This is a genomic window from Exiguobacterium sp. RM11 (assembly GCF_059821525.1).
Genome location: NZ_CM187558.1, coordinates 1,954,080 through 1,974,264, shown reverse-complemented (window position 1 = coordinate 1,974,264; position 20,185 = coordinate 1,954,080). Strand labels below are relative to the sequence as shown.

The following is a 20,185-nucleotide window of genomic DNA, read 5'->3' as shown; positions in this document are numbered from 1 at the left end:
ACACAGATGGCTTATCAACTTTTGATTAACTTTTTCTTGGCGTTCATCTGGATGTTCCTCACGGGATCGTTCACAACGAGCGGATTCTTCGTCGGATATCTACTCGGATTGCTCATCTTGTTCATGATGCGCCGATTCTTCAAGTCAGGGGGAGGCAGCTTTTACTTCACACGCGTTTGGCGTCTGTTTAAATTGCTCCTCATCTTCATCCGGGAACTGTTCCTCGCGAACTTCGAGGTGTTACGTCTCGTCCTTAGTCCGAAGCTCAAGATTCAACCAGGAATCTTCCGATATGAGACGTCTCTCGACAAAGGATGGAAAGTCAGCTTGCTTTCGATGCTGATCACACTCACACCAGGGACGCTCGTCGTTCAGGTGTCAAAAGACAATTCCGTGCTCTATATCCACGCGCTCAACATGCCGGATAAGGAAGCCTTGCAAAAAGACATTTATGATAACTTTGAATCAAGCATTAAGGAGGCGACAGAGTGATGGATTTACTAGACATTCTCATCTACATCTCGCTCGCCATTCTCTTGCTTGCGATGTTGATGATGTTGTATCGCGTCGTCAAAGGACCGACGACGGCAGACCGAGTCATCGCGCTCGACTCCATCGGAATCGCGCTCATCTCGGTCGTCGCGTTATTGTCGATTCTGCTCGATACGACCCTATATTTTGAAGTCATCTTGCTACTCAGTATTTTGGCCTTCATCGGAACGGTTGCGTTCTCGAAATTCTTAGAGAGGGGAGAGATTATCCAACATGACCGCGACAATGATCTTTGATCTCATTACCGGCATCTTCACGATCATCGGCGTCTTCTTCACGGTCGTCGCCGCGATCGGTCTCATCCGCCTCCCAGACATTTATTCGAGAACACACGCTGCCTCAAAGAGTGCGACACTCGGTGTCATGTTCGTCCTCTTTGCGGCCGTGCTTCACGTATATGTCGATGAACGGGTATTTGATGCAAGACTCTTGCTCGGTCTCTTCTTCGTCCTCTTGACGGCTCCTGTTGGGGGGCACCTCATCTCACGTGCGGCGCACGCGAAGGGTGTCCCGCTTTGGGAAAAATCGTTACAAGACGCATTGAAAGAAGACAAGGATAAAGGAATCGAATAAGTGAAAGACGGGATTCGCCATGAGGCGAGTCCCGTCTTTTGTTTAGATCAGATAGGTTAGGTCGGAGGCGGCCGTCGGATAGGCGACTTCTAAGTGCTTCACGTGCTGATGCGACAGTTTGTTCTGTATAATGAAAGAGAACAGGTTGATGAGTTCTGGGGCATGGTGACCAATCAGATGTGCCCCGATGATATGACCTTCCGCACTCAGCAATACTTTCGAATAGGCGGTCGCATCATTGATGCGTGAATAGGTGAGGAAATGGGACATGTCCGTTTCTTTCACGTCGAAGTCGATGCCCTCGGCTTCCGCTTCCTCCACGGTGAGACCCACTTTGGCAATCGGTGGGGTCGCATAGACGATGGTCGGTGCCGGGCGCTCGGGAAGTGCCCGCGTATTCCCATGAAGCATGTTCAATGCAGCGAGACGACCTTCCTGACCGGCGAACGGAGTGAGGGCGGGATTTGGACTGTTAGCGACGTCTCCGGCGGCGTATATATTCGGATTGCTCGTCTGGAGATGCTCGTTCACCTGAACACCTTGATGATCGGCATTGACGCCTGCTGCTTCGAGATGAAGTCGCTCGATGCTTGGAATTCGCCCGGTGGCGTTAAGGACAACTCCTTCAAGGGTAGAGTCATCTGATAACGTTAAGACGTTCCCGTCGATTCGTGTCGGTTCGACGTCGTGTCGGACAGTGATCCCGATTCGTTTTGATTCTTCGAGGAGCCGATGGACGACGTTTGGGTCGAATGCCTTCAGCGCACGTGAGCGAATGAGAAGGGTCACGTCGCTTCCGAAGCGTCGGAAGATATGGGCGAATTCAAAAGCGATATAACCGGCACCGACAATATGAATCGATTTCGGTAACGTGTCGAGGTCGAACACATCATCGCTCATGATGGCCAGTTCGCCACCTGGGATGTCGAGAGGACGTGGTGTTTGGCCCGTCGCGATTAAAAATTGAGGGGCGGAGAGCTCGTGACCATCGATGACGATCGAGTCTTCATCGATAAAGTGAGGCTCCCCTTGATATAAATCAATGTTCATCTCGTTCCAATGTTGCGTTTTTGACGTAGGAATCGAGAAGCGATATTCATCAATCCGCTTTTTAAAGGACGACCAATCGAGGGATAGGCTGCCTTCGACGCCGAGCTCGCGCATGCGCTCGGTCCGGGCGAGTAGTTCGGCACCTTCGGCGAGCATTTTTTTCGGGTCACATCCACGTTGGGGACACGTTCCTCCGAACGTCCAGTTTTCAATGATGGCAATTTCTTTACCGGCGTCACGTAAAATCGTGGCGGCTTGGCTCGCGGCTGATCCGCTACCGACAATGATGACATCGTATCGTTTCATAATATAAAATCCTCCTCTGACGAGATATCACACTCTTTTTCCCGTCCAGGAGGAAGCTAAACTGAGGTGAATGGAATTGAGTCATACCGACCACATTAAACATAAATTGGCGCTACTCCCGGACGAACCGGGTTGCTATCTGCACAAAAATGAATATGGCGAGGTCATCTATGTAGGGAAAGCAAAAAACCTCAAGAATCGGGTCCGCTCTTACTTCACGGGCGCGCACGACATCAAGACGATGCGCCTCGTCGCAGAGATCCGTGACTTTGAGTACATCGTGACGGCGAGCGAACTCGAGGCGTTGCTCCTTGAAATGACGCTCATCAAAAAGCACGACCCGAAGTACAACATTCGCCTGAAAGACGACAAGACGTATCCGTACATCAAAATTACGAACGAACCGTATCCGCGTCTATTGACGACACGTAAGCTGAAGAAAGACGGCGGACATTACTTCGGACCGTATCCGAACGCTTACGCGGCGAACGAGACGAAACGTCTGCTCGATAAACTCTACCCGCTCCGTAAATGTCAGCCGATGCCAAAGAAACTTTGTCTCTATTATCACATCGGGCAGTGCTTAGGACCTTGTGAGCTCGCGGTCGACATGGATTCGCAAAAAGAGATCGTCAACGAGATTCGTCGTTTCCTGAACGGTGAGACGAGTGAGACGCTCGCCAAGCTGAATGTCGAGATGGGACGTGCCGCTGAAGACATGCAGTTCGAGCGGGCAGCTGAACTACGCGATCAGATTCGAGCGGTCGAATCGATTATGAACAAACAGAACATGATTACGGCCGACCCGACGGCGCGAGACGTCTTCGGTTATACGCTTGACCGAGGCTGGATGTGTGTCCAAGTGTTCTACATGCGAGGCGGTAAGATGATCGAGCGAGATGTCTCGCTCTTCCCGATGCATGGAGAGCCTTCCGAAGAACTCGAAAGTTTCATCGTCCAGTTCTATGAACAAAACGTCGTGCCAAAAGAAATCCTCGTACCGGAAACGGTCCGTCTCGATTTATTAAATGACGCCATCGGCACGAAAGTGATGCAGCCGAAACGAGGGGCGAAAAAGCAACTGCTCGATTTAGCGACGAAGAACGCAACAATCGCCTTGAATGAGAAGTTCGAATTGCTCGCCCGAGACGAAGAGCGGACGTTACTCGCGATGCGTGAACTTGGGGAAGCAATCGGCATCCCGAACTTGTCGCGTGTCGACATCATCGATAACGCGAACATTCAAGGGGCGGACGCTGTATCGGCGCTCGTCGTCTTTGAAGACGGGAAGCCGCTCAAGAAAGAGTATCGGAAATATAAGATTCGAACCGTCCAAGGGCCGGACGATTACGAGACGATGCGCGAAGTCGTGCGGCGACGGTTCCGCCGCCTGTTGACGGAAAACAAGCGTCTACCGGATCTCCTATTGATTGATGGAGGAATCGGGCAATTGAATGCAGCGCTCGACGTCATCCAAAATGAGTTCGGGCTCGACTTGCCGGTCGGCTCACTCAAAAAGGATGACCGACATCGGACGAGCCAACTGTTGTTCGGAGAACATGGTGCGGTCGTGGAACTTCATCCACGATCGAGTGCTTTTTATCTATTACAGCGGATGCAAGACGAGGTCCACCGTTTCGCCATCACCTTCCACCGCAGCTTGCGCACGAAGAAGATGACAAAATCGATTTTAGATGAGATTCCGGGAGTCGGTCCGAAGCGTCGTCAACAGCTCATCCGTCATTTCGGGTCGATGAAACAGATTCGTCTGGCCTCACTCGAACAATTGAAAGAAGCGGGACTACCGGAAAAACTGGCGGAGACCGTCCTTCAATATGTGCACGAGGATACGGATGAATGAGACAGCTTCCGACAGACGTGGAGAATACAATCGCTACATTCGTGAAAGCGATTGATGAATTTCTACCAACCGTTCAGCATATATACATTCATGGTTCATTAGCAATGGGTGGCTTTCATCCGAAACGAAGTGATGTAGATTTGTTGCTCGTCGTATCGAACGCATTGACTCGGGAGGAACGACAAAAACTCATCGACTGTTGCCTCTCATACTCCAACGAACCATATCCGCTCGAACTGAGCATCATGACGACGGCGCAGCTAAAAGACTGGTGTCACCCGAGTCCCTTCGAGTTTCACTATAGTGAAGGGTGGCGCTCACGTTTTGAAAAGGCAGGTAGGGAAGAGCGAACCGAATTGCAACAAGGATTCACCGATCCGGATTTGGCAGCTCATATGTTGATGATTTTAGAACGAGGCATCACTTGGCGCGGACAGCCACTTCATCAATTGCTCTGCGGATTCGATTCCGCTCATTTTTCTGATGCGATTCGGGCAGATGCGTTCGACTGTCTCGATACGATGGATGAAAATCCGATCTATTGCGTGTTGAACTTGTTACGCGGACTGGCCTATGAACAAGAACGTGTCCTTCTCTCGAAACAAGAAGCGCTCGGTTGGATGATAGAGAACGGACATTTTCCGGGAAATGTTATAGCTGTCGTTCGTAAGGCGAATCAGGGCTATGAAGGGGATGACGTGACGTTTGATCAACATGAACTCAACGTATTCCGTCTCTACATGTGTCAACAACTTCAGCAGAAACAAAAATAAGAGTCGATGCGTTTGGCATCGACTCTTATTCGTAATCGTCTTTCCGGTCTAGTTGGACGGTGATTTGGACAGTTTTTCGGGCGGGATCGGCATATCCTTCCGCGACGCACTGGAAACGACCTGCAATCTGTTCGGCTAAAAATCCAGCTTCGAGCTGATAGTAACCGGTCGCCTTGGCTTGGGTCGTGGGCGGTGGGATCAGTTCGTATGTAAATTTACTCCCACGTTCCTTTTTGAGCGTCAACGCTCCCCAACCTGCCTCGTCGAAGAATGCAGTCAGTTCATCGTCAGACATCGTCGGGAATTTGCGGGCGACCCGTTTTCCTGACCAATAGATGACTTGGGCGTAATCTTCACCAAGCAAGTCCGTCAACACATAGTCGCGAAGAAGTTCAATCGCGAAAATTGGTTGGCTCATCGTTTCCATTCTATCCCATCACTCCAATCTCTCTATATCATTATAACGACCAATCGGAATTTGGTCATCCTGTATTTTTGAAAAGAATGTGGCACAAATCGGCTAGGTTATCTTGTCATACAATTTTCACAAGAGTAGAATAGGAGTCAGAAAGCTATATCTGCATTTGAAAACGCTTTTATTGACAATACGAGCCAATGCTCGTAAAAAAGGGGGAACTAGAATGGCAGCGCATCGTGACTACTTCAGTCGTAAAGTCCATTCGCTACTTGGGGTCATTCCAATCGGTTTGTTTTTGATCGTTCACTTATCGGTCAACTACTACATCGTCGATGGGGTGGAGTCATTCAACAAAGCAGCAAAATTCATGGGGAACTTACCGTATCTGTACTTCCTTGAAGTGACGATTATCGCATTGCCGATGATCTTCCACGGCGTGTACGGCGTGTACTATGCGTTTCTCGGGTCGATTAACTCGAACCGTTATTCATACGCACGCAACTGGTTGTATCTCTTCCAACGCTTCACAGGGGTCTTCCTCGTCATCTTTATCGCTTGGCACGTTTGGGAAACGCGCTTAGCGAAATTACGCGGGGTAGAAGTCAATGCGGAGATGATGCAAAACATCGTCGACAACCCGCTCATGTTAATCTTCTACATAGTCGGAATCCTTTCGGCTACGTTCCACTTCGCGAACGGTCTTTGGTCGTTCTCGATCACGTGGGGAATCACACAGTCACCTCGTTCGCAACGTCTCATGAGCTACGTATCAGGTGTCGTGTTCTTGGCACTATCTTTTGTCGGCATCCGTTCGATTTTGACGTTTGCAGGCATCTTGTAATTAGGGGGAATTTTACATGGCAAATCAAAGTTTGATCGTCATCGGTGGCGGTCTAGCTGGACTCATGGCGACAATCAAGTCGGCAGAGATGGGTGTTCCGGTAAAACTATTCTCGCTTGTACCGGTCAAGCGTTCACATTCAGTTTGTGCCCAAGGTGGCATCAACGGGGCCGTCAACACGAAAGGGGAAGGTGATTCTCCTTGGCAACACTTTGACGACACGGTCTACGGAGGCGACTTCCTCGCTAACCAACCACCTGTTCAAAAAATGGCAGAGAATGCACCGAAAATCATCCACATGTTCGACCGGATGGGTGTCATGTTCAACCGTACGCCAGAAGGTCTCTTAGACTTCCGTCGTTTCGGTGGAACGCTTCACCACCGTACGGCATACGCTGGAGCGACAACTGGTCAACAACTTCTCTATGCACTCGATGAGCAGGTTCGTCGTTATGAAGCACAAGGTCTTGTCGAGAAATATGAGGGATGGGAATTCCTTCGTGCCGTCATCGATGAAGAAGGCATCTGCCGCGGTGCGGTCTGTCAGGATTTGCGCTCGATGGAAATTAAAGCGTTCCCATCGGACGCGGTGATCTTGGCGACAGGTGGCCCAGGGGTCATCTTCGGTAAGTCGACAAACTCGGTCATCAACACAGGACAAGCAGCGGCAGCGGTTTACCGCCAAGGTGCAGTCTACGCGAACGGGGAGTTCATCCAGATTCACCCGACTGCGATTCCTGGGGACGACAAACTTCGTCTCATGAGTGAATCGGCTCGTGGAGAAGGTGGACGTGTCTGGACATACAAAGACGGGAAGCCATGGTACTTCCTCGAAGAGAAATATCCAGCATACGGAAACCTCGTACCGCGTGACATCGCGACACGTGAGATCTTCGATGTATGTGTTAACCAAAAACTCGGCGTCAACGGCGAGAACATGGTCTACCTCGACTTGTCTCACAAAGATTCGAAAGAACTCGACATCAAACTTGGTGGGATTCTCGAAATCTACGAGAAATTCGTAGGGGACGACCCGCGTAAAGTACCGATGAAGATCTTCCCGGCAGTCCACTATTCGATGGGCGGACTGTGGGTCGACTACGATCAAATGACAAACATCCCTGGACTCTTCGCAGCCGGTGAATGTGACTACTCGATGCACGGTGCGAACCGTCTCGGGGCGAACTCACTCCTCTCAGCCGTTCATGGCGGAATGGAAGCAGGTCCTGCAGCGGTCAACTACATGCGTGGTCTCGACCAAGCGACAGAAAGCGTCTCAGACGCGCTCTTCAACTTCAACGAGCGTGAAGAGATTGAACGCTTCAACGACATCCTTGCGATGGACGGGACAGAGAACGCGTATCAAATCCACCGTGAACTCGGTGAACTCATGACGGATAACGTCACAGTCGTTCGTTATAACGACAAGCTCGAAGCGACGGACAAGAAAATCCAAGAATTGCGTGAACGTTTCCATAACATCTCGGCTACGGATACGGCACGCTGGAGCAACCAAGGGGCATCGTTCATTCGACAGCTCGACCATATGCTCGACCTCGCACGCGTCATCACACTCGGCGCACTCAAGCGGGACGAGAGCCGTGGTGCCCATTACAAACCGGAATTCCCGGAACGTAATGACGAGCAGTTCATGAAGACGACGATGGCACGTTACAAAGATGGGGAAGTCGATATCTCGTATGAAGACATCGATGTTTCGTTAATCCCGCCACGTAAACGGGATTACTCGAAGAAAGGGGCGAAGACGAAATGACGACGCCAATGCAATCTGAACAAAAAGACATCCGCTTCATCATCGAACGCCAAGATGGACCGGATCAAGCGACATATACTGAAGAATTCACGGTGCCGTACCGTCCGAACATGAACGTGATCTCGGCATTGATGGAAATCCGCCGTAACCCGGTCAACGCGAACGGCGACAAGACGACACCAATCAACTGGGACATGAACTGTCTCGAGGAAGTGTGTGGTGCCTGCTCGATGATCATCAACGGGAAGCCACGCCAGTCGTGTACCGCGCTCGTCGATAAACTCGAGCAACCGATCCGCCTCGCGCCGATGAAGACGTTCCCGGTCATCCGTGACCTTCAAGTCGACCGTCAACGCATGTTTGACGCATTGAAAAAAGTGAAGGCATGGGTTCCAATCGATGGAACGTATGACCTCGGTCCAGGACCGCGTATGCCAGAAAACAAACGTCAATGGGCATACGAGTTATCGAAATGTATGACATGTGGGGTTTGTCTTGAAGCGTGTCCGAACGTCAACGACAAGTCGGACTTCATCGGTCCAGCGGCGATTTCGCAAGTCCGTCTCTTCAACTCGCATCCAACAGGTGCCTTCCACGCGGAAGACCGCCTCGAAGCCCTTATGGAAGACGGCGGCATCATGCAGTGCGGAAACGCACAAAACTGTGTCGAAGTTTGCCCGAAAGGCATTCCGCTCACGACGTCTATCGCTTCGATGAACCGTCAAACGACGCTTCACTCGTTCAAACAGTTCTTCGGTAGTGACAAAGGTCGCACCGGTTCTGCGGTCGAGGCATAAGCGAGCCGATGACCAAGTACTTTCGAGAGCCAGGTTGGGAAACACGTGTCAAAGCAGGGGTCGCGCTCGATGTGAAAGTCCGCTTTTCGGAGTGCGATCCGTATGGTCACATGAACAACACGATCCCGTTCATCTATTTCGAAGATGCGCGAATCGAGTTGTTAGAAGCGACAGGATTCTCCTTGAAGGACGGGTTTGTCGTCGTCGCCGATGCGCAATGTGACTATGTTCGACAAGTCATGCCACGTCAACAGCTGACCGTGCATGCCAATATCTTGACGGTCGGAAACACTTCATGTGATATTCATTACGGGGCATATGACGGAGAGCAACTCCTCTTCGCGGGACGAACGAGCCTCGTTCATTTGACGAAGGAAGGTCGTCCAACGGAATGGACTCCGGAATATAAAAACCGCTTGCAGAATTTTTGCGAATCCGCTATCATTTGATAATGAGTTCACAAACAAAAAATATTCTGCCGGTTCGCCTGTAGAATTGAATTTTGAAGGGAGACCATCATCTCATGGAAAAAACGTTCACAGTCGTTGCTGATTCAGGAATTCACGCTCGTCCAGCTACTCAGTTGGTTAACACAGCTTCTAAGTTCCAGTCAGACATCAACCTCGAGTACAATGGTAAAACAGTTAACTTGAAGTCGATCATGGGTGTACTTTCACTCGGTATCGCAAAAGATTCTACAATCAAGATCACTGCTGAAGGTGAAGATGCAGAAGAAGCGATCAACACGCTTTCTGACATGCTCACTAGCGAAGGTCTTGCTCAGTAATTCGGGTAAGGGACGAGGCGCCACTGGCGACCTCGTCTTTTTTTGTCATGGGAACGTTTCTTTTTCCGTCTGATGTTTTTTGGTAAGATAGGTGAGAATGGAAGTGATGCAAAATGAAACGAGCGATTGGAGTCCTCGATTCAGGAGTCGGCGGGTTGACGGTAGTCAAAGAATTGATACGCCAGCTCCCTAAAGAAGAAATTATCTATATCGGGGATACGGAACGCTGTCCATACGGGCCGCGTCCGCACGATGAGATTGAAGCTTATACATGGGAACTCATTGAGTTTCTATTGAAGAAAGACGTCAAAATGATTGTCATCGCGTGTAACACGGCGACGGCAGTCGTTTTGAAAGAGGCGCGGAAACGCCTCGATATCCCGGTCATCGGTGTCATCGACCCAGGTGCCCGTGCGGCCGTCAAAGGGACGCGAAACAAACATATCGGTGTCATCGGTACGAAGATGACGATTGAGAGCGCTTCTTATGAGAAGGCGCTTCGTCACGTAGCTGGTGAGGTCGACGTGTACTCACTCGCTTGCCCACCGTTCGTCCCGCTCGTCGAAGCGGGAGACGTTTCAGGAGAGCGCGTCCGTCAAATCGTGGAAGAGACGCTGCGTCCGCTACAACCTTCCGAGATGGATACACTCATTCTCGGTTGTACGCATTATCCGATCCTTGCTCCTGTTATCCAGGACGTGGTCGGGCCGAACGTGCACCTCATCTCGTCTGGTGACGAGACGGCGCTCGAAGTCGCAGCGATGCTTGATTATCAAGAGCTCGAGAACGGATTAGATACTGTCCCATCCCATGCCTTTTATGCGACGGGGGATATTGAACTATTTGACCGACTAGCGAGCGAATGGCTCGGTCGTCCGGTCCATGCGGAGAAAGTCGAGGTGACCGGCATTGCGTGATACGAGACAATTTGATGAATTACGAACAGTCGAGATCGTACCGCATGTGAACAAGCATGCGGAAGGGTCTGTCCTCATTTCGATTGGTGATACGAAAGTGATTTGTACAGCGACTGTCGAAGAACGTGTTCCGAACTTCCTTCGTGGGAAGAAGCAAGGCTGGATCAATGCCGAGTATGCCATGTTGCCACGTGCGACAGGTGACCGGACTGTCCGAGAAGCGGTACGTGGGAAGCAATCGGGTCGAACGATGGAGATTCAGCGTCTCATCGCCCGATCACTCCGTTCGGTCGTTGACTTGGAACGTCTCGGCGAACGCACGATTTGGATTGACTGTGACGTTATCCAAGCGGATGGCGGTACGCGTACGGCATCCATCACGGGTGGTTTTTGTGCCCTCGTCCTCGCCGTCGATCGTTTGATCCGTCAAGGGAAACTCGACGATACACCAATCAAAGAAGGCGTCGCGGCCATCTCGGTCGGACGTACCGATGAACTCGTTCTCGATTTGGACTATATGGAAGATGTGGCGGCTGAAGTCGACATGAACGTCGTCATGACGGCAAGCGGTCGTTTCGTCGAAGTACAGGGGACAGGTGAAGAGGCGACGTTCACGCTTCAAGAGATGAACGAGATGCTCGCGCTTGCACAACACGGAATCGAATCATTATTCAAGACGGCACAAGAGGCGCTCGGTGCTTCTTGGTGGTACGTCGGAGAACGTTCGGAGGAGACATTATGAAGTTGATCATTGCGACACACAATCCTGGAAAAGTGAAAGAACTAGAAGGGATGTTAACACCGCTCGGATTTGAGGTCGAATCACTACTCGACTATCCGGATGCGCCGGAAACAGATGAGACAGGGACGACATTTGAAGAAAATGCGGCGTTAAAAGCGACGGAAGCGGCTGCCTATTTCGGGCATGCCGTACTCGCGGACGACTCCGGTCTTGAAGTCGACGCGCTCGACGGGGCACCTGGTGTATATTCAGCTCGCTTCGCCGGTCCTGAAAAATCGGATGAGGCGAACAATGCGCTTCTTCTTGAAAAATTGAACGGCGAAACGAATCGCGTGGCCCGCTTCGTCTGTGCCCTCTGTCTGGCGAAACCGACAGGAGAGACGTTGACCGTTCGCGGAACAATTGAAGGGACAATCGGCTATTCCCCACGTGGCGAGAACGGTTTTGGATACGACCCGCTCTTTATCGTTCCATCGCTCCACAAGACGGCGGCCGAACTAGAACGTGAAGAAAAAGCGGTCGTCAGTCACCGTGGACAGGCATTACGAAAACTGGAGGCAGAAATCATTCCATTCATGAAAGGATGAAGCTTATGCGTTTTCTAATAGTGAGTGATAGTCATGGTCTGACGGAAGAATTGACAACGATTTTTGAACGACACGAGGCGGAGATTGATGACGCGTTCCATTGCGGCGATTCACAACTCGCACTTGTCGATGAACATCTATTGCCGTATCGAACGGTCCGTGGGAATTGTGATTTTGGGGGAGACCTTCCGCTCGAACGGATCGAGACGACGGATGCCGGCACAATCCTCATCGTCCACGGGCATCATCACGACGTCAAATTTGACTTGAATCGGCTGCGTTACCGGGCGGAAGAAGTGGGCGCGAACGTCGTCTTGTTCGGTCACTCGCATGTGGCGGGTGCTTTGATCGAGGACGGGGTCGTCTACATCAACCCGGGTTCGATTCGGATGCCACGGGGACGTTCGGACAAAACGTATGCGCTTCTTGACCTAGAAAACGGGGAAGCGGCGGTACGTTTTTATCGATCGGAAGACGGTTCTCACGTCGAAGATTTGGACATCGCAGGAAAACTATGAGTTTCGAATGGGAAATCGATTGACAGGAAACCATTTTTCTATTATAGTTTTCATGTCAATGTCCCAATAGCTCAGCAGGATAGAGCAACGGCCTTCAAGACAAATAGGAGCCTTTATAGGGAAACAGAAACCTATAAAGTGGACGACACTATATCGGTGAAGCCTTAACAGATGATGCTGATGGTAATACCGAGGAAACTTACGATCTCTTAAGGAGTGATGTTTTATGTATCATCACACAAAAAGTAAGGGAGATTTAGGTGTTTTAAAGGCTCAAGTAGATTTATATCAAAAAGGGTTTATGATTTTGTTCCCTGCAACTGAACATGCACCGTTTGACTTAGTTGTTTACAAAGACAACCAGTTTAAACGGATTCAAGTTAAGTACAGAGAACTAAACACAAACGGGGTTCTAAATGTTCGGTTTCGTTCAAGCTATAGTACCGCGAGTGGAGTTCAGACGCGGTTTATAAACAAAGATGAAATTGATGTATACTGTGTATATTGTCCACAGACTGATACCTGTTATTACTTTGAACCGAATCTTTTTGAAAAATCTATTTCATTGAGGGTAAAAACACCAAAGAATAATCAAAAGCAAAATATTCTTTTTGCAGATGATTATCGTGAGGTTCCGTAGAGACTACACGTGTCGCACCTGAAACGGTGAAGATATAGTCCAGACTACAAACAACACGATGTTGGTGACGAAAGTCATGGTGGTAAGCTAAGCCGTCGGTCGGGGGTTCGAATCCCTCTTGGGACGCTTCCATTAAAATAGAGATGTTCTCTACGGAGAACGTCTCTTTTTTCATTTTCCGGGAAATCGATTGACAAGGAATCGCGTCCTAACGGAAGATGAAAGGGAATGGAAGAGAGGGTGAGGGAAGATGGAGAAGGAAAAGGACCAGGACTATCCGTTCCCCGGGAATTGGTCGCGCCTGCATAAGATGATTCAAGAAGCAGATGCCTCTGGGGAACGACAGCGGATCGAACCGATTTTATGGGATTGGTATCAGGCGATTCCGGGTGACCCGTTTATTTTCATGGAAATCTTCCAATGTGCGATGGAAAAACCGGACGACCCGGAAACGCTCGAGAAGTTGCAGGAACTCGTCGCCATCCAGATGGCGGAAGCGGAAGAACCGGCTTCGGGCGGATTACAGATTGCGCAGTATTACATCATGCGGGACCAGCCGTTTGAAGCGGCGCACTGGATCAACCAGTATCTCGAATGGCAAGACAAAAAGGATACGGTCAACACACAGGCACATCAGGTGCTTCAAGTGTTGAAAATGACCGAGTTTCCTGCGGCCATCGCCAAATTGAAACGGACGTTGACGCGCGGCAGTACAGGGGAACAAATCGAGGCGTTGCAACATGTTCATTTCAATATCGATTCGGTGCTCGACAATGTGCTTCATGAGCTACTCGTATCCAAGCGACCGAAGCTCGTCAAATTAATCGTGTTAGAGAAGGCGTTTGCCGAACTCGCGGTCATCAAGTGGTCGGATGGGGATTCGACAAACGAGATGTCGCAAATGGAAGCGACATCGCACATCGAGACGTGGGAGAAGACCGTCCTCTCGCTTCAGAAATCAGTTGAGGGCGATGAGATCGGGACTCAGTTGTTGATGAACTATATGTACACGCATTATCCGTATGTGCCAGCCGAAAAAGCGGACGTGGAACAGGCGCTCGTACAGGCGAAACAAGCGATTTTGCATGACGAGGCAGTCGACGGTTTGGCAGCTGCGATTTTAGAGGCGGATCTGCGCTTCACACAGGCGTTATTAGACTAAATCCTTGTGTGCATACCGAGGATTTATGCTATAATACGGATTGTTGTACATTTTTGTACGGTATAAACGAATTGTTGGAGGGACTTAGCATGACAGCAAAATGGGAAAAAACATCAGGTAGCCAAGGCGTACTCACGTACGAAGCTCCTGCAGAAGCTTTTGATAAAGCAGTTGACGCCGCATTTAAAACAGTCGTCAAAGACTTGAACGTGCCTGGCTTCCGTAAAGGTAAATTGCCACGCCCAATGTTCAACAAAATGTATGGAGAAGAAGCGCTCTATCAAGATGCGCTCGACATTCTCTACCGCGACACAATCCAAGGTGCGGTTGAAGAAGCTGGTTTCGAACCAATCGCGCTCGAAAACATCGATGTAGACGGCACGCTCGAGAAAGGCAAACCAGTCGCTTTCAAAGTGACATTCGTGGTTGAGCCAGAAGCTGAGCTTGGCGAATACAAAGGCCTCGAGTACGAAGCTGTTTCAACTGAAGTAACAGAAGACGAAGTAACAGCAGAACTTGAAGCACTTCAACAGCAAGGCGCAGAACTCGCTGTTAAAGAAGGTGCAATCGAAAACGGCGATACAGCTGTATTTGATTTCGCAGGTTTCGCTGACGGTGAGCAGTTCGAAGGCGGCACAGCTGAGAACTACACACTCGAAATCGGTTCTGGTCAATTCATCCCAGGATTCGAAGAGCAAATGGTCGGCATGACTGCTGGTGAAGAAAAAGACGTTGAAGTAACATTCCCTGAAGAGTACCACGCTGAAAACTTAGCGGGTAAACCAGCGACATTCAAAGTCAAACTTCACGAAGTGAAAACAAAACAAGTTCCTGAACTCGACGACGAGTTCGCAAAAGACATCGACGAGTCTGTTTCGACACTCGACGAGTTGAAAGCGAGCATCCGTGAACGTTTAGAAGCTGGTAAGAAACAAGAAGCTGAAGGTACAATGCGCGACCAACTCGTTGAGCAGGCGACTGCTAACGCGACAATCGACGTACCACAAGTTCTCGTTGACCAAGAAGTAGACCGCATGGTACAAGAGTTCGGTTCACGTGTATCTTCACAAGGAATCGACCTTAACATGTACTTCGAACTCACTGGTACTTCTGAAGAAGCAATGCGCGAAGAGATGAAAGAGCAAGCTGAAGAGCGCGTTAAAGCTCGTCTCGTCTTGAAAGCAATCGCTGAAAAAGAAGCAATCGAAGTATCTGATGAAGATGCTGAGAAAGAGCTTGAAGAAATGTCTAAACTTTACAACATCGCACCGGACCAACTCCGTACGATGCTCGCTCCACAAGGCGGTCTTGAGACACTTAAAGGTGACCTCAAATTCCGTAAAGCGATCGACATCCTCGTTGAAAACGGTAAAGCGAAGTAAGTTGATTTTTAGTGGGACGACTGCTTAGCGGTCGTCCTTTTTTCTGTCACAACACTTTAGATGTGTAATTCTTTGAAGTCGCAATATGTTCATGCTACAATTATTTCAACGCAGAGATGTAAAATGTCTTTTCACGGTGCATCGCACCAGAAAATACAAATCGCGATTTATCGCACTTACATCCATTTTCACCACAGAAGGGGTGTATCGAATGTTCAAATTTAACGAGGAAAAGGGGCAACTCAAGTGCTCGTTTTGCGGAAAATCGCAAGAACAAGTTCGTAAGTTAGTCGCCGGTCCAGGCGTATACATTTGCGATGAGTGTATCGAACTTTGCAATGAAATCGTTGAGGAAGAGCTCGGTGTAGAGGAAGAAGTCGAATTCAAAGACATTCCGAAACCACAAGAGATTCGTAACATTCTAGACGATTATGTCATTGGACAAGACCGCGCCAAACGTGCGCTTTCAGTAGCTGTCTATAACCACTATAAACGAATCAACGCCGGCGGCCGTTCAGATGATGTCGAACTTGCGAAGTCGAACATCGTCATGATCGGACCAACTGGTAGCGGGAAGACGCTTCTCGCCCAGACGATGGCTCGCGTCTTGAACGTCCCATTCGCAATCGCGGATGCGACGAGCTTGACGGAAGCGGGTTACGTCGGTGAAGACGTCGAAAATATCTTGCTCAAATTGATCCAATCAGCTGACTATGATGTCGAGAAGGCTGAAAAAGGAATCATCTATATTGATGAGATCGATAAGATTGCTCGTAAGTCTGAAAACCCATCGATTACGCGTGACGTATCCGGTGAAGGCGTTCAGCAGGCACTTCTTAAAATTCTTGAAGGCACGACAGCAAGCGTACCGCCACAAGGTGGACGTAAGCATCCGCATCAAGAATTCATCCAAATCGATACGACAAACATTCTCTTCATCGTCGGCGGAGCATTCGCCGGGATTGAATCGGTCGTCAAACGCCGAATCGGGAAGAAAGTCATCGGTTTCGGAAACGATCAAGAGAATCGCGAGTTGACGCAAGAAGACTTGCTCGCCCGCGCACTTCCTGAAGACCTTCAAAAATTCGGTTTGATTCCTGAGTTCATCGGTCGTTTGCCAGTCATGGCGACGCTCACGACACTCGACGAGGAAGCACTCGTTGAAATCTTGACGAAGCCGAAAAATGCCCTCGTTCGTCAGTACGAGAAAATGCTCGAGCTTGACGATGTCGAATTGACGTTCACAGACGAGGCATTGATCGAAATCGCCAAACTTGCAATCAAACGTAAGACTGGCGCGCGCGGTCTCCGCTCGATTATCGAAGAAATGATGCTCGATGTGATGTTCACCGTCCCATCGCGTGACGATATCGAGAAAGTCATCATCACAGATGAAACGATTACGGGTCTTGCCGGTCCGAAATACGTCCTTCGTGATGGTACTGTCGAACAGACAGGGGACAACAAAGAGACAGCATAATTTGTTAACGAAGAAGGCTCAAACACTCGGCATACTCCGAGTTTTGGGCCTTTTTGCACAGGAGGCGTTGTAGATGGAAAAATTACCAATCCTTCCGTTGCGAGGAGTCGTCGTATATCCGCTCATCGGTGTGACAATCGATGTCGGACGCCCGTTATCACTTCGGGCGCTCCTTGCTGCAAAGGAGCATGAGACGGATTTAATTGTCGTCACTCAAAAAGAGACCGGGAACGAATCACCAGAACCGGAAGACTTGTACACGATTGGAACGCGTGTCCATATCGCTAAAATGAGCGAATTGTCGAACGAGACGATTCGGGTTCGCATCGTCGGGAAAGAGCGTGTCCGCGTCGACTCGGTCGAATCGACGGATGAAGGCTGGTTCGCCAACGTCGAACCACTCGAGCTTGCTGAAGGGGAAGAGGTCGAGCGTACGGCGCTCGTCCGACTGTTGAAAGAGCAGTTCGGTAAACTTGTCGCGAATATTAAAGGCATGTCCCCGGACGAACGTCGTCGTTTCGAAATGTATGAGCGGCTCGAGTCGCTCACAGACTATATCACGTCGAAACTTGATGTCGATGTCGAACTTCGCCAAGCGATGCTCGAAGAAGCAGATGCGGTCAAACGAGGGCTTGAGCTGCTTGAAATCATCGCACACGAGGTGGAAGTAATCGAACTCGAGCAAGAGATGCGCGAGCGGACGAAGAAGTCGATTGAGCAGTCGCAGCGCGAGTACTACTTACGAGAACAGATGAAGACGATTCAACAAGAGCTCGGTGACCAGACGCAAGAGTCTGAGCCGAACCGCCTCCTCGAGAAGTTAGAAGCGCTCGACTTGCCAGAGACGACTCGAAAGAACGTCATGCGTGAAGCAGAGCGATTGAACGTCGTCCCACAAACGTCGCCGGAGTATGCGGTCATCCGTAACTACCTTGACTGGGTCGCATCCCTTCCATGGGGCATCGAGACGGAAGATAAGCTCGATGTGAAACATGCGGCAGACGTCCTCGACGATGACCATTATGGCTTGGAGTCGGTGAAAGACCGAATCCTCGAATACTTGGCCGTCCGCCAGTTGACGAACTCGCTTCGTGGACCAATCCTTTGTCTCGCCGGACCTCCAGGGGTCGGGAAGACGTCGCTCGCCCGTTCTATCGCCTCGGCGCTTGAACGTCACTTCGTTCGTGTCTCACTCGGTGGGGTACGCGATGAGGCAGAAATCCGTGGTCACCGCCGGACGTATATCGGTGCGATGCCAGGACGTGTCATCCGCGGGTTGAAGCAAGCGGAAAGCAAGAACCCGGTCTTCTTACTCGATGAAATCGACAAGATGGCATCTGACTTCAGAGGAGACCCGGCGTCGGCGATGCTCGAAGTACTTGACCCTGAGCAAAACGTATCGTTCTCGGACCACTACATCGAAGAACCGTTCGATTTATCGAACGTCCTCTTCATCGCGACAGCGAACGACGTCTCTCAAATCCCGGCACCGCTCCTTGACCGGATGGAACTCATTCAAATCGGTGGGTATACGGAGCTCGAGAAAGTCGAAATCGCGAAGCGCCACTTAGTGCCGAAACAGTTGAAAGAGCACGGATTGAAGAAGAGCCAATTGACGATCAAAGAAGATGCGCTCTATGAAGTCGTACGCCGCTACACACGTGAAGCGGGTGTCCGGAACTTAGAACGCGTCATCGGTTCGCTCTGCCGTAAAGCAGCGAAACAAATCGCAATCGGTGAGAAAAAACGGGTCACGATTTCGAAGAAAGCCATCATCACGTATCTCGGAAAGCCGAAGTATCGTTACGGAAAAGGGGAGACCGAGGACTCAATCGGTGCAGTGACAGGTCTTGCCTACACGGCATTCGGTGGAGACACGCTCACAATCGAAGTGGCGCTCGCCCCAGGGAAAGGCAAACTTCAGTTGACGGGTAAACTCGGTGATGTGATGCAGGAGTCGGCACAGACGGCATACAGCTACGTGCGCGCGAATGCGGAACGGTTTGGGATTGACCCGACGTTCTATGAGCGACAAGACATCCATATTCACGTTCCGGAAGGGGCTGTCCCGAAAGATGGACCATCGGCCGGAATTACGATTGCGACCGCACTCATTTCCGCGTTGACTGGGAAAAAAGTCCATCGTGATGTCGGGATGACAGGCGAGATCACGCTCCGTGGACGCGTCTTACCAATTGGTGGATTGAAAGAAAAAGCGCTCGCCGCTCATCGGGCCGGGTTGACGACCATCGTCATTCCAAAAGATAATGAGCGAGACATCGATGACATTCAAGAAACGGTGCGTGAGAAACTGACGTTCGTTCCCGTGACGACACTCGATGAAGTACTAGATGTAGCATTTGGAGGAAATTAAATGAAGATCAACAAAGCAGAATTCGTGACGAGTGCCGTCGCGCCAGACCATTACCCGGTCCATGAGTTGCCGGAAGTGGCGCTTGCCGGACGGTCGAACGTCGGGAAGTCGTCGTTCATCAATAAGATTTGCCAACGAAAGGCGCTCGCACGGACGTCTTCAAAACCAGGAAAGACTCAGACCCTCAACTTCTTTAACATCAATGATGAAATCATGTTTGTTGACGTTCCAGGATACGGTTATGCGAAAGTATCGAAGACGGAACGTGAGAAGTGGGGCGTCATGATGGAGCAATATTTGACGAGCCAAGAGGCGCTTCGCGGCGTCGTCTTACTCGTCGATATCCGTCATGAGCCAACAGGTGACGATGTGACGATGTACAACTTCTTGAAGCACTATGACATTCCTGTCATCGTCGTGGCGACGAAGCTCGATAAGATTAAGAAGAGCCAGCGTCAAAAGCACGAGGCAGCGGTAAAACGTAAGCTTCAGTTCGATCCATCTGACCGTTTCGTCGCTTTCTCAGCCGAAACAGCAGAAGGAAAAGACGATGCGTGGAAAGCAATTTACGCACTCATCACGGAAGGTGAATGAAGTATGGGCGAAGGGATTCCTTCGCCTTTTTGTTTTTCTCATCCCGCAATCGGGTAA

Annotated in this window: 22 protein-coding genes; 20 read left to right on the top strand and 2 right to left on the bottom strand. The window is 50.2% G+C overall.

Going from position 1 to position 20,185, the window contains the following annotated elements:
* The first annotated feature begins 6 nt into the window (after positions 1–6).
* From AC5LIL_RS10285 to mnhG, 3 genes are read left to right on the top strand one after another with little or no spacing between them, the layout of a single operon-like run.
* The gene (locus tag AC5LIL_RS10285; protein WP_214785303.1) at positions 7–492 is read left to right on the top strand and encodes a Na+/H+ antiporter subunit E; all 486 of its coding nucleotides are present in this window, start codon (positions 7–9) and stop codon (positions 490–492) included.
* Positions 492–788, top strand: a complete 297-nt coding sequence (locus AC5LIL_RS10280; RefSeq protein ID WP_026826530.1) for a Na(+)/H(+) antiporter subunit F1 — start codon at positions 492–494, stop codon at positions 786–788. Before AC5LIL_RS10285 ends, AC5LIL_RS10280 begins: the two co-directional genes overlap by 1 nt.
* Positions 766–1,125 (top strand): monovalent cation/H(+) antiporter subunit G, encoded by a 360-nt coding sequence (mnhG, locus tag AC5LIL_RS10275; protein ID WP_015881097.1) that lies wholly within the window; start codon positions 766–768, stop codon positions 1,123–1,125. The genes AC5LIL_RS10280 and mnhG overlap by 23 nt, the downstream gene beginning before the upstream one ends.
* Positions 1,126–1,167: 42 nt before the next feature.
* Here mnhG and AC5LIL_RS10270 read toward each other — a convergent pair whose 3' ends face one another.
* Positions 1,168–2,481 carry a dihydrolipoyl dehydrogenase family protein gene (locus AC5LIL_RS10270; protein ID WP_499824050.1) on the bottom strand — a complete coding sequence of 438 codons (1,314 nt, stop codon included), beginning with the start codon at positions 2,479–2,481 and terminating at the stop codon, positions 1,168–1,170.
* Positions 2,482–2,551: 70 nt separating this feature from the next.
* Here AC5LIL_RS10270 and uvrC point away from each other — a divergent pair, with 70 nt between their 5' ends.
* On the top strand, positions 2,552–4,342 hold the full coding sequence (gene uvrC / locus AC5LIL_RS10265) for an excinuclease ABC subunit UvrC (RefSeq protein WP_499824049.1): 1,791 nt from the start codon (positions 2,552–2,554) through the stop codon (positions 4,340–4,342).
* Complete coding sequence (locus AC5LIL_RS10260; RefSeq protein ID WP_499824048.1) at positions 4,339–5,115, top strand: aminoglycoside adenylyltransferase domain-containing protein; 777 nt, start codon at positions 4,339–4,341, stop codon at positions 5,113–5,115. The genes uvrC and AC5LIL_RS10260 overlap by 4 nt, the downstream gene beginning before the upstream one ends.
* A gap of 25 nt (positions 5,116–5,140) precedes the next feature.
* Here the strand turns inward: AC5LIL_RS10260 and AC5LIL_RS10255 are convergent, their stop codons facing one another.
* A complete protein-coding gene (locus tag AC5LIL_RS10255) occupies positions 5,141–5,533 on the bottom strand; it encodes a YslB family protein (protein WP_243834707.1) in 393 nt (130 codons plus the stop codon).
* Between the two features lie 223 nt (positions 5,534–5,756).
* Between AC5LIL_RS10255 and AC5LIL_RS10250 the strand changes: the two genes are divergently transcribed.
* The 15 genes from AC5LIL_RS10250 to yihA all read left to right on the top strand — a co-directional run bounded on the left by AC5LIL_RS10250 (position 5,757) and on the right by yihA (position 20,128).
* Entirely contained in the window at positions 5,757–6,374 is a 618-nt protein-coding gene (locus AC5LIL_RS10250; RefSeq protein WP_074032764.1) for a succinate dehydrogenase cytochrome b558 subunit, read from the top strand.
* A 16-nt stretch (positions 6,375–6,390) separates the two neighbouring features.
* Positions 6,391–8,148 carry a succinate dehydrogenase flavoprotein subunit gene (gene sdhA, locus AC5LIL_RS10245; protein ID WP_074032768.1) on the top strand — a complete coding sequence of 586 codons (1,758 nt, stop codon included), beginning with the start codon at positions 6,391–6,393 and terminating at the stop codon, positions 8,146–8,148.
* Between the two features lie 8 nt (positions 8,149–8,156).
* A complete protein-coding gene (gene sdhB / locus AC5LIL_RS10240) occupies positions 8,157–8,945 on the top strand; it encodes a succinate dehydrogenase iron-sulfur subunit (protein WP_193343274.1) in 789 nt (262 codons plus the stop codon).
* 8 nt (positions 8,946–8,953) lie between these two features.
* Positions 8,954–9,394 (top strand): acyl-CoA thioesterase, encoded by a 441-nt coding sequence (locus AC5LIL_RS10235; RefSeq protein ID WP_074032771.1) that lies wholly within the window; start codon positions 8,954–8,956, stop codon positions 9,392–9,394.
* Between the two features lie 74 nt (positions 9,395–9,468).
* Entirely contained in the window at positions 9,469–9,732 is a 264-nt protein-coding gene (locus tag AC5LIL_RS10230) for a phosphocarrier protein HPr (RefSeq protein WP_015881106.1), read from the top strand.
* A gap of 113 nt (positions 9,733–9,845) precedes the next feature.
* Entirely contained in the window at positions 9,846–10,649 is an 804-nt protein-coding gene (gene racE / locus AC5LIL_RS10225; RefSeq protein ID WP_499824047.1) for a glutamate racemase, read from the top strand.
* Positions 10,642–11,391: a ribonuclease PH gene (rph, locus tag AC5LIL_RS10220; RefSeq protein ID WP_214785298.1), complete on the top strand. Its 750-nt coding sequence runs from the start codon at positions 10,642–10,644 to the stop codon at positions 11,389–11,391. The genes racE and rph overlap by 8 nt, the downstream gene beginning before the upstream one ends.
* On the top strand, positions 11,388–11,978 hold the full coding sequence (locus AC5LIL_RS10215) for an XTP/dITP diphosphatase (protein ID WP_214695264.1): 591 nt from the start codon (positions 11,388–11,390) through the stop codon (positions 11,976–11,978). Before rph ends, AC5LIL_RS10215 begins: the two co-directional genes overlap by 4 nt.
* A 5-nt stretch (positions 11,979–11,983) precedes the next feature.
* Positions 11,984–12,496, top strand: coding sequence for a metallophosphoesterase family protein (locus AC5LIL_RS10210; protein WP_074032782.1), 513 nt, complete (start codon positions 11,984–11,986; stop codon positions 12,494–12,496).
* A 226-nt stretch (positions 12,497–12,722) separates the two neighbouring features.
* Positions 12,723–13,136, top strand: coding sequence for a group I intron-associated PD-(D/E)XK endonuclease (locus tag AC5LIL_RS10205; RefSeq protein ID WP_074032786.1), 414 nt, complete (start codon positions 12,723–12,725; stop codon positions 13,134–13,136).
* A 250-nt stretch (positions 13,137–13,386) separates the two neighbouring features.
* Complete coding sequence (locus tag AC5LIL_RS10200; RefSeq protein ID WP_214749751.1) at positions 13,387–14,298, top strand: hypothetical protein; 912 nt, start codon at positions 13,387–13,389, stop codon at positions 14,296–14,298.
* Positions 14,299–14,387: 89 nt separating this feature from the next.
* Positions 14,388–15,680, top strand: coding sequence for a trigger factor (gene tig, locus AC5LIL_RS10195; protein WP_427373123.1), 1,293 nt, complete (start codon positions 14,388–14,390; stop codon positions 15,678–15,680).
* A 211-nt stretch (positions 15,681–15,891) separates the two neighbouring features.
* The gene (gene clpX / locus AC5LIL_RS10190) at positions 15,892–17,160 is read left to right on the top strand and encodes an ATP-dependent protease ATP-binding subunit ClpX (RefSeq protein WP_015881113.1); all 1,269 of its coding nucleotides are present in this window, start codon (positions 15,892–15,894) and stop codon (positions 17,158–17,160) included.
* 73 nt (positions 17,161–17,233) lie between these two features.
* Positions 17,234–19,534, top strand: coding sequence for an endopeptidase La (gene lon / locus AC5LIL_RS10185; protein ID WP_499824046.1), 2,301 nt, complete (start codon positions 17,234–17,236; stop codon positions 19,532–19,534).
* Positions 19,535–20,128, top strand: coding sequence for a ribosome biogenesis GTP-binding protein YihA/YsxC (gene yihA / locus AC5LIL_RS10180; RefSeq protein ID WP_074032795.1), 594 nt, complete (start codon positions 19,535–19,537; stop codon positions 20,126–20,128). It begins immediately after the preceding gene.
* Positions 20,129–20,185 lie beyond the last annotated feature (57 nt).